Below are 9416 nucleotides of genomic sequence, written 5' to 3'. Positions count from 1 at the left end.
GAATACTGACTTCAAAACTACAAAAAGTAATTCTAAAGCTATTACCATTCCAACAGAATGATAATGAATTGACTGTGCCGATAATAAATTATCGATTGGTCACTCAGTTCATTGAAATCAATGTGATTCCTAAGAATCAATTTTTGATATTCATCAACGAGTGCCCACACAGATTGATAGGTTTAAATTGTTAAAGAGCTTTTCCTTTTTGAGCTTCGCTCAAATCGGACGGCCATTTTAGCGATTTAAGTTTTAGTGTCAACCACTATTTTCAAAACTTTTTTCAAGCGCTTGGCTTGGCTAATTTGGCTTGCTGATTCGCTCTGGTTTCCTAAGAAGCCATCCCGTGTCAGCGAGGTGGCATTATAGAGATTTCGATCACACTGGCAAGCCCTTTTTTAAGTTTTTTTCGTTTTTTTATTCGTTCGATTAAAAAGAACTCAAAACGCCTCAAAAGTAGGCTTTTATCTTACATATTCTTCAGTTTTTCAGTGAACAAAGAGACTTTTTCCCAGTTTGTGTACTCAACTTCCTTCGTTGTATCCGTTTCACCACCTGTCATATTCATAATAAAGCGGATCATGGTTCTATCGAACCAGTTATAACGTGGGTAATAGAGGGCACCTGCAAATACACCGATTAAAGTCGGCTGCCATGGAGACTTGGTAAGGAACTTCTTAATATACGCACTGCCTTCTGGTGTATCTTTGCCTTGGTCTTCTTTACGCGCCGTTAAGTTAACACAGAAGAACGCAACCTTGCTTGATTGCAACTGAGTAAGGTTGGCATCAATAAATTGATATAGCTTCTTATTAAGGTGGCCATAACGAATCGATGCGCCAATCAACACTCTGTCGTACTGAGCAAAGTCCACCTTGCCAATAGTGTGCAGATCTTGAAGCTCACATTCGAACTCACTCATTTCTTCTTTTATATAGTTCAAGATTTTCTTGGTCTGCCCTTCACGGCTTGAATACAAAAATAGAACTTTTGCCACAATGTTGTCCTTAGCTACGCCAAAACGTAGGGGTCAATAAGATTAATAAGGTGAAGATTTCTAATCGGCCAAACAGCATAGATACGATAAGTACCCATTTTGCTTTGTCGTTCACATCGCCAAAGTGCACTGCGACTTCACCAAGGCCCGGGCCAAGGTTATTTAATGTCGCCGCTACCGCAGAGAAAGCACTCAACTCGTCCATACCAGTTGCAATAAGAGCCAGCATACAAACCACAAACACTAATGCGTATGCAGAGAAGAAGCCCCAGACCGCATCTACAACACGTTGTGGTAGTGCAGAACCGCCAACCTTGATGGTATAGACAGCCCGTGGGTGAACAAGACGCTTCATTTCACGAGCACCTTGCAGAGTAAGTAGTAAGATTCGAATCACTTTCATACCACCACCCGTAGAACCTGCACATCCCCCTATAAAAGAAGAGAACAAAAGCAGTACGGGTAAGAACAATGGCCACTCTGAGAAACCCGTCGTTGTAAAACCCGCGGTCGTAGAGATAGACACGGTTTGGAACAAGGCTTGGTCGAAAGCATCGTAGTACGAATCATAAGAGTGATGATTGAGCAGTAATAAGAAACAAACCAAGAACAGTACTGCCTGAATAAAGATAAAGGCGCGGAACTCAGGATCTTTCCAATAATACTTAGGATGCACACCACCTGAAGCAAATGCAGCAAAGTGAAGCGAATAGTTACATGCGGATATAAGAAGGAACACAACTGTAATCATGTTGATCGCAGGGCTATTGAAATACCCCATGCTCGCATCGTGAGTCGAGAAGCCACCAATCGCAATAGTAGAGAAGCTATGACTGATGGCATCAAAGAAGCTCATCCCAGCAAGCCAAAACGCCACTGCACAAGCAATGGTTAAGCTCAGGTAGATGTACCAAAGCGCTTTTGCCGTTTCAGCAATACGCGGAGTCATCTTGCTATCTTTTACTGGACCCGGGATTTCAGCACGATATAACTGCATACCACCGATACCCAGAACAGGGAGGATAGCTACCGCTAATACGATGATACCCATACCACCAAACCATTGTAGGAACTGACGATAAAAAAGAATCGCCTTAGGCAGATCATCGAGGCCGACAATTACGGTCGCACCTGTCGTAGTTAATGCAGAGAAGGATTCGAAGAAAGCATCGGTTACCGATACATTGGGGTTATCGGCGATCAAAAACGGCAGCGCACCCGCACTACCGATTACCGTCCAAAACAGAACAACAATCAAAAAGCCATCACGCGCTTTCAATTCATGCTTATAACGTCGGTTTGGAAACCAGCAAGTTGCTCCACAGAATAAGAGAACGAAGAAGGTCGTCACAAATGGCACACCCGCACCATCTCGATAGATCAGTGCGACGAGCGCAGGAGCAAGCATTGATACACTAAAAAGTGCTAATAATAATCCGACGATTCGAATAATTGAGCGAAATTGCATGAGCTATTGAACGAAGCGAAATGCTTCACACTTCCTAGTTGTCTTTGACTTTCGTTACCAGTGCCTTAGCACCGCTTTTATTGATCATGGTTTGGGTAAACGAATCTACCTGAAGGAGCTCTATTTCAATAATAAGCTCAACTTGAACACCATAATCCGCTTGGACCTCAACAGCCTGATGCTGAGCCATGATGGATTGTGCGATCGGCACAAAGCCATAGTCTAACTCTAGCCGTAATTTTGTGGTTATTTTTTTCTCGATAGTTTGAAGCAGCTTGAGAGCTTGTTGTACGCCACCGCCGTAAGCCTTAACCAAACCGCCGGTTCCAAGCTTAATTCCGCCAGAGTAGCGCGTCACAACAGCCGTTAATTCACCGACACCAGAGCCCGATAGTTGCGCCAAGATAGGCTTACCCGCTGTACCCGAGGGTTCACCATCATCACTGAAACCCCAAAGCATTGAGTCTTCAGGTCGACCAGCAACAAAACCCCAACAGTTATGTCGTGCTGAAGAATGCTCTTTTTTCACCTGTTCTACGAACTGTTTTGCAGCTTCAACACTTGGAGTATGAGCAAGATGCGTAATAAAGACGCTCTTTTTTATCTCTTCTTCAAACAGAGCCGACGCAGAAGGTATTAAATAAGGCTGTTCATTCATATCGTTAACTTAGTTAATAAGAGCGACGAAGTGTATCACGCGTGAATAATAAGGGTTAGAGGATCTGTGCCATCGCACAATGTTAAACAATTGTTTAAAAAATGTATTGAAATTAATCAAGCAGAGGTACAGACTAAGATAACTGGTCTTACCAGGTATTCTACAATAATAGAAAGATAACAAGATTCTCTCAAACAATCGTGGATTGTATGTCATGGAGATAGACAATGATTTACCAAGCTAACACCCTACAGGTAAAGGAATTACAAGATGGTATTGCGGAATTAAGCTTCTGTGCACCAGCCTCTGTAAACAAACTCGACCTTGCTACTTTAGAATCACTAGATAAAGCGTTAGATGCTCTTAATGCTCACGCAGGATTACGTGGTTTAATCTTAACTTCAAACAAAGACGCGTTCATTGTAGGCGCAGACATCACTGAATTTCTTGGCCTATTTGCTAAGCCAGAAGCAGAACTTGATGAATGGTTAAGATTCGCTAATTCAATCTTCAGCAAGCTCGAAGACCTTCCTGTCCCAACTCTTTCAATGATGCGTGGCCATGCCCTTGGCGGCGGCTGTGAATGTGTACTCGCTACCGATTTCCGTATCGGTGACAAGACCACCAGCATTGGCCTACCTGAAACCAAACTTGGCATCATGCCTGGTTTTGGTGGTTGTGTACGCCTACCTCGTGTTATCGGTGCTGACAGCGCAATGGAAATTATCACGCAAGGCAAAGCATGCCGTGCAGATGAAGCGCTTAAAGTTGGCTTGTTAGATGCGATTGTTGAAACAGACCAGTTACTAGAATCGGCAATCAATACCGTTTCTCTGGCTGCTAATGAAAAATTAGACTGGCAGCTACGCCGTAAACAAAAGACATCAGCGCTTTCACTAAGCAAACTCGAAGCGATGATGAGCTTTACCATGGCGAAGGGCTTAGTTGCTCAAAAAGCAGGGCCTCACTACCCAGCTCCGATTACTTCTGTGATTGCGATTGAAGAAGCAGCACGCAGCAATCGCGATGCAGCACTCGACATCGAACGTAAGCACTTCGTTAAGCTAGCGAAATCGGAAGAAGCAAAAGCATTAGTTGGCTTATTCCTGAATGACCAGTACATCAAAGGCTTAGCGAAACAAGCGGGTAAGTCAGCAAACAAAGCAACTGAGCGTGCAGCCGTACTTGGTGCAGGTATCATGGGCGGCGGTATTGCTTACCAATCAGCTCTAAAAGGCGTGCCAGTGATGATGAAAGACATCGCACAAGCATCGCTTGATCTAGGTATGAACGAAGCATCTAAGCTGTTGAATAAACGCTTATCACGCGGTCGCTTAGATGGATTCAAGATGGCAGGTATTCTGTCTTCTATTACTCCAAGCCTGCATTACGCGGGTGTAGAACAGTCGGATGTGATTGTTGAAGCAGTAGTAGAAAACCCGAAAGTAAAAGCAGCAGTACTGAGCGAAGTGGAAGGTTTGGTTGGTGAAGACACGGTTCTAACATCAAACACCTCTACAATTCCGATCAACCTGCTAGCGAAATCACTGAAGCGCCCAGAAAACTTCTGTGGCATGCACTTCTTTAACCCTGTGCATCGCATGCCTTTGGTTGAGATCATCCGTGGTGAACAAACTTCAGAAGAGACCATCAATCGCGTGGTTGCTTACGCAGCGAAGATGGGTAAATCCCCAATCGTTGTTAACGACTGCCCAGGCTTCTTCGTTAACCGTGTACTTTTCCCTTACTTTGGCGGTTTCAGCATGTTGCTACGCGACGGTGCTGATTTCACTAAGATCGATAAAGTGATGGAGCGTAAGTTCGGTTGGCCAATGGGCCCGGCTTACTTACTAGACGTTGTAGGCCTAGACACTGCACACCACGCACAAGCTGTGATGGCGCAAGGTTTCCCAGAGCGTATGGGCAAAGAAGGTCGTGATGCGATTGATGCACTTTACGTTGCTGAAAAATACGGTCAGAAAAACGGTAGCGGTTTCTACACATACAGCGTAGACAAGCGTGGTCGTCCGAAGAAGACCTTCTCTGAAGACATTCTTCCTATCTTGGCTGACGTATGTCAAGCACCACAAGATTTTGATGACCAAACAATTATCCAGCGCGTGATGATTCCAATGATCAACGAAGTGGTGCTTTGTCTAGAAGAAGGCATTATCGCGACACCGCAAGAAGCGGATATGGCACTGGTTTACGGTTTAGGCTTCCCTCCATTTAGAGGCGGCGTATTCCGCTACTTAGACAGTGTGGGCATTGGTAACTTCGTTGAAATGGCGAAAGGCTACCAAGACTTAGGTGCAATGTACCAAGTTCCTCAGCTATTGCTTGATATGGCAGCGAAGGGCGAAAGCTTTTACGACAGCCAACAAGCCAGTTCTCTGTAACCCACATTTGGAAAAGGAATAGCAAAATGAAAAATGTAGTTGTTGTTGATTGCCTTCGCACCCCAATGGGACGTTCCAAAGGTGGAGCTTTCCGTCACACTCGTGCTGAAGATCTGTCTGCACATTTGATGAAAGGCATTTTAGAGCGCAACCCAGAAGTAAACCCTGTCGAAATTGAAGATATTTACTGGGGTTGTGTACAACAAACACTAGAGCAAGGCTTCAACGTTGCACGTAACGCTGCCTTGCTTGCTGGTCTACCGATTGAGATTGGTGCTGTAACAGTCAACCGTTTATGTGGTTCATCTATGCAAGCTTTGCATGATGCAACTCGCTCTATCATGGTTGGTGATGCTGAAATCTGCCTGATTGGTGGTGTGGAGCACATGGGCCACGTACCAATGAACCATGGTGTTGATTTTCACCCAGGCATGTCAAAACACGTAGCAAAAGCGGCCGGCATGATGGGGCTAACCGCTGAGATGTTAGGCAAAATGCACGGTATTAGCCGTGAAGACCAAGATGCATTCGCAGCACGCTCACATGCTCGCGCTCAAGCAGCTACGGTTGAAGGTCGTTTCAAAAATGAAATCCTGCCAACCGAAGCTCACGCTGCAGACGGTTCTCTGTTCACTCTGGATTACGACGAAGTCATTCGCCCAGAGACAACAGTTGAAGGCTTATCCCAGCTGCGTCCGGTATTTGACCCAGCAAACGGCACAGTAACAGCAGGTACTTCATCAGCTCTGTCTGATGGTGCTTCTGCAATGCTTATCATGAGCGAAGAGAAAGCTAACGCACTTGGCCTTAAGATTCGCGCTCGCGTGAAGTCTATGGCTATCGCTGGCTGCGATCCTTCAATCATGGGTTACGGCCCAGTACCAGCAACCCAAAAAGCACTTAAACGTGCAGGACTAACCATTGAAGACATGGGTGTGATTGAGTTAAACGAAGCGTTTGCTGCTCAATCTCTACCTTGTGCTAAAGACTTAGGTCTACTGGATGTTGTTGACGAGAAAGTAAACCTTAACGGCGGTGCGATTGCTCTGGGTCACCCACTAGGCTGTTCTGGTTCTCGTATCTCGACGACGCTAATCAACCTGATGGAAGCACAAGACGTGAAATACGGCTTGGCGACTATGTGTATTGGTTTAGGCCAAGGTATTGCAACGGTATTTGAACGCCCATAGCGTTTACTGACTGTAATACTTGAAGGGTAATCTTTTGTGCAGCTATATTTATATAGCTGCACTTTTTATTACTTGGCATCCAACAATGCATCGGTTGCGTTCAGCGAACTCAACGAGAGAAAAACCAACCCTGACATCTATGCACAAAACGCATATATTCAATGTTGATGTTTCATTATTTTTTCTCGGATGATTCAACTAAAGTTACTTCAGTTTCCTAATATTCCTCCACGGAGCAGATCATGTTTAAAGCACTTGTACTAAACCAAGAAGACAAAAAAACTATCGCGTCAGTTTCTCAAATTGAAGAGTCTCAATTACCAGAAGGTAACGTGAAGATTGATGTTAGCTACTCTTCTTTGAACTACAAAGATGGTTTGGCGATTACAGGCAAAGGGCGCATTGTTCGTAACTTCCCTATGGTTCCTGGTATCGACCTTTCAGGTGTGGTTTCACAATCTGATGACCCACGCTACAAAGCAGGCGACGAAGTTGTTCTAACGGGTTGGGGTGTTGGTGAAGGTCACTGGGGCGGCATGGCTGAAAAAGCGAGCCTAAACGGTGATTGGTTAGTGCCAATGCCAGCAGGTCTAGACGCTAAGAAAGTCATGGCGATCGGTACAGCAGGCTTCACAGCAATGCTTTGTGTGCAAGCTATCGTAGATGCAGGCATCAAGCCAGAAGACGGTGAAATCCTAGTAACAGGTGCAAGTGGCGGCGTAGGCAGCGTATCTATCACTCTACTAAACCAACTGGGCTACAAAGTGGCAGCAGTGACTGGCCGTGCTTCTGTAAACGGTGAACTACTTAAATCACTAGGCGCGACACGCATTGTAGAGCGTGCTGAACTAGAAGAGCCAGCTAAGCCACTAGAGAAACAACTGTGGGCTGGCGCTATCGATACGGTAGGCAGCAAAGTGCTTGCGAAAGTATTGGCGCAAATTGATTACAACGGTGCGGTTGCAATGTGTGGTCTAGCAGGTGGTTTTGACTTACCCACTACGGTAATGCCATTCATTCTGCGTAACGTTCGCCTACAAGGTGTTGATTCTGTAATGTGCCCTCGTGAAAAACGTATTAAAGCGTGGGAACAACTGGCGGAGCTACTACCAGAATCTTTCTATGCTCAAGCAACCAAAGAAGTGTCTTTAGACGGTGCAATTCAAGCAGCAGAAGACATCACTAACGGTCAAATCACTGGTCGCGTAGTCATTAAACTATAGATTCTCAAACATAAAGTTATCAAACCTTAAGCAACGGCTTTAGACTTGGATAACCCAAAACAACAAAGGGCTGATTTTTATCAGCCCTTTTGCGTTTTTGTCATTCGGGTCAAGTGAACACAGACTCAGCTCCGGTTAACCCAAACCTACATCCGCAATCCGTTTTTGAATCAACTCACCACACTCTTCTTTTACCACTCTTCTTAACCATTGTTGTGAAGCAGAAGAATCGCAACGCGAGTGCCAGATCAGTGAGTAATCAAACGGCATAAATTCAAATGGTAATGGCTTAACAACCAAGTCATAACGCTCTGCTACCAAATAAGCCAAATCAGCAGGCACAGTAATCACCAACGGCATTCTATCAACAATCGCCAATGCAGCTTCAAGGTGATAAGCACGCAACACCATTTTACGAGGCTGTTGATTGGCTAACGCGTTGTCTAATAAAGCCTTAACACCATCACTGATCGCAATCATCGCATGTGGGAGTGAAACATAGTCTTCAAGGCTTAAAGGTTGATCGGCTAATGGATGGTTTTTAGATAACAGACACGACACACCAACCGGCCCCAAGACTTCTTGATGAAGTGGTGCAATGCTGCCACTCGGACGACAGATCGCCATATCAACGCGTTCGGTGCTGAGCTGTTTAAACAAATGCTCATGCTGCAACGGAGCAAACTCCAAAGAGATATTGGGTGCTTGTTCATAAATCTTAGGCAACGCATAAGGCAAGATGGTTTGCATCGCATAATCGGTGGTAGCGATCAGAAAACGTTCGCTGCAATAGTAAGGGTCAAAGTCACTCGGACTCAGCAATTGGCGAAAAGACTCCAAAGGCTGATCAATACGCTGACTGATCTCGAGTGCTTTCTTGGTAGGAATAAGGTGCTGACCTTGACGTGTAAACAACGGATCGTTTAGTAATTCTCTTAAACGCCCTAATACTCGACTGGTTGCGGATTGGCTTAAGTTAAGACGAAGCGCGGCCTGGCTTACGCTGCCCTCTTCAATCAATACCTTTAAAGCGACCAATAAATTAAGGTCTCTACGATAGATGTCTTCTAATTCCACGCCACTTACCTAGCTGTATACGATTGCCATTAGTCACTAAGTTGTTTATAGCATGCTTTAGATAAAAAAAATCCCGCAATTACGCGGGGAAGCCCAAGAAAATTTGGGGATAGTGTCGGAATGTTGTCGTATCGGAATTCGCTTGCTGTATTCGGGTTAGTGCTCTTGCTCTTCGGCTATGCCTTGCCAACGGCGCATCTCTACCCAAATACCAATAATCGTTGCTACTATGCCAAAAATAGGCATCAGTGAGGTCTCTGTCGATGAGCGTAGTACTAACGCACAAAAAGAAATAAAACAGAGAACCGAATAAATTGTTAATCTATCTAATCCTGTCAACATCGCCACTCCTTAGCTAGTTGCCTTTGCTTCAAGTTGTTATCAACTTGTTAACTAAGTTATAG

The 9416-nt window shown here is 44.9% G+C and carries 8 protein-coding genes; 3 read left to right on the top strand and 5 right to left on the bottom strand.

Annotation, left to right across the window (positions count from 1 at the left end; all coding sequences use genetic code 11):
- Positions 1 to 469: 469 nt before the first annotated feature.
- Genes hemG through AB4138_RS05385 form a run of 3 tightly spaced genes read right to left on the bottom strand, consistent with a single transcriptional unit; the run spans position 470 to position 3123 of the window.
- A complete protein-coding gene (gene hemG, locus AB4138_RS05395; protein WP_017058824.1) occupies positions 470 to 997 on the bottom strand; it encodes a menaquinone-dependent protoporphyrinogen IX dehydrogenase in 528 nt (175 codons plus the stop codon).
- 10 nt (positions 998 to 1007) lie between these two features.
- A complete protein-coding gene (locus tag AB4138_RS05390) occupies positions 1008 to 2465 on the bottom strand; it encodes a TrkH family potassium uptake protein (RefSeq protein ID WP_008223210.1) in 1458 nt (485 codons plus the stop codon).
- 34 nt (positions 2466 to 2499) lie between these two features.
- Positions 2500 to 3123 (bottom strand): YigZ family protein, encoded by a 624-nt coding sequence (locus tag AB4138_RS05385; protein ID WP_017058823.1) that lies wholly within the window; start codon positions 3121 to 3123, stop codon positions 2500 to 2502.
- A 227-nt stretch (positions 3124 to 3350) separates the two neighbouring features.
- Between AB4138_RS05385 and fadB the strand changes: the two genes are divergently transcribed.
- The 3 genes from fadB (at position 3351) to AB4138_RS05370 (ending at position 7935) form a co-directional block, all read left to right on the top strand.
- Positions 3351 to 5522 carry a fatty acid oxidation complex subunit alpha FadB gene (gene fadB, locus AB4138_RS05380; protein ID WP_017058822.1) on the top strand — a complete coding sequence of 724 codons (2172 nt, stop codon included), beginning with the start codon at positions 3351 to 3353 and terminating at the stop codon, positions 5520 to 5522.
- A 26-nt stretch (positions 5523 to 5548) separates the two neighbouring features.
- Positions 5549 to 6712, top strand: coding sequence for an acetyl-CoA C-acyltransferase FadA (gene fadA / locus AB4138_RS05375; protein WP_017058821.1), 1164 nt, complete (start codon positions 5549 to 5551; stop codon positions 6710 to 6712).
- Between the two features lie 242 nt (positions 6713 to 6954).
- Entirely contained in the window at positions 6955 to 7935 is a 981-nt protein-coding gene (locus tag AB4138_RS05370) for an MDR family oxidoreductase (RefSeq protein WP_019825590.1), read from the top strand.
- 135 nt (positions 7936 to 8070) lie between these two features.
- Here AB4138_RS05370 and AB4138_RS05365 read toward each other — a convergent pair whose 3' ends face one another.
- Positions 8071 to 9012, bottom strand: coding sequence for a LysR family transcriptional regulator (locus tag AB4138_RS05365; RefSeq protein ID WP_004736673.1), 942 nt, complete (start codon positions 9010 to 9012; stop codon positions 8071 to 8073).
- A gap of 156 nt (positions 9013 to 9168) precedes the next feature.
- Positions 9169 to 9354, bottom strand: a complete 186-nt coding sequence (locus tag AB4138_RS05360) for a hypothetical protein (protein ID WP_004736674.1) — start codon at positions 9352 to 9354, stop codon at positions 9169 to 9171.
- Between the last annotated feature and the right edge of the window lie 62 nt (positions 9355 to 9416).

The sequence above is a fragment of the Vibrio sp. 10N.286.52.C3 genome (assembly GCF_041468865.1).
Classification (GTDB): Bacteria; Pseudomonadota; Gammaproteobacteria; order Enterobacterales; family Vibrionaceae; genus Vibrio; species Vibrio crassostreae_C.
The sequence above is the reverse complement of the archived record's forward strand: the minus strand, read 5'-3'. Positions and strand labels throughout refer to the sequence as shown.

Coding starts and splice junctions, on each gene's coding strand:
- AB4138_RS05385 (WP_017058823.1), bottom strand. CDS start 3,123: ATGAATGAACAGCCTTATTTAATACCTTCTGCGTCGGCTCTGTTTGAA.
- fadB (WP_017058822.1), top strand. CDS start 3,351: ATGATTTACCAAGCTAACACCCTACAGGTAAAGGAATTACAAGATGGT.
- fadA (WP_017058821.1), top strand. CDS start 5,549: ATGAAAAATGTAGTTGTTGTTGATTGCCTTCGCACCCCAATGGGACGT.
- AB4138_RS05360 (WP_004736674.1), bottom strand. CDS start 9,354: ATGTTGACAGGATTAGATAGATTAACAATTTATTCGGTTCTCTGTTTT.
- AB4138_RS05390 (WP_008223210.1), bottom strand. CDS start 2,465: ATGCAATTTCGCTCAATTATTCGAATCGTCGGATTATTATTAGCACTT.
- AB4138_RS05370 (WP_019825590.1), top strand. CDS start 6,955: ATGTTTAAAGCACTTGTACTAAACCAAGAAGACAAAAAAACTATCGCG.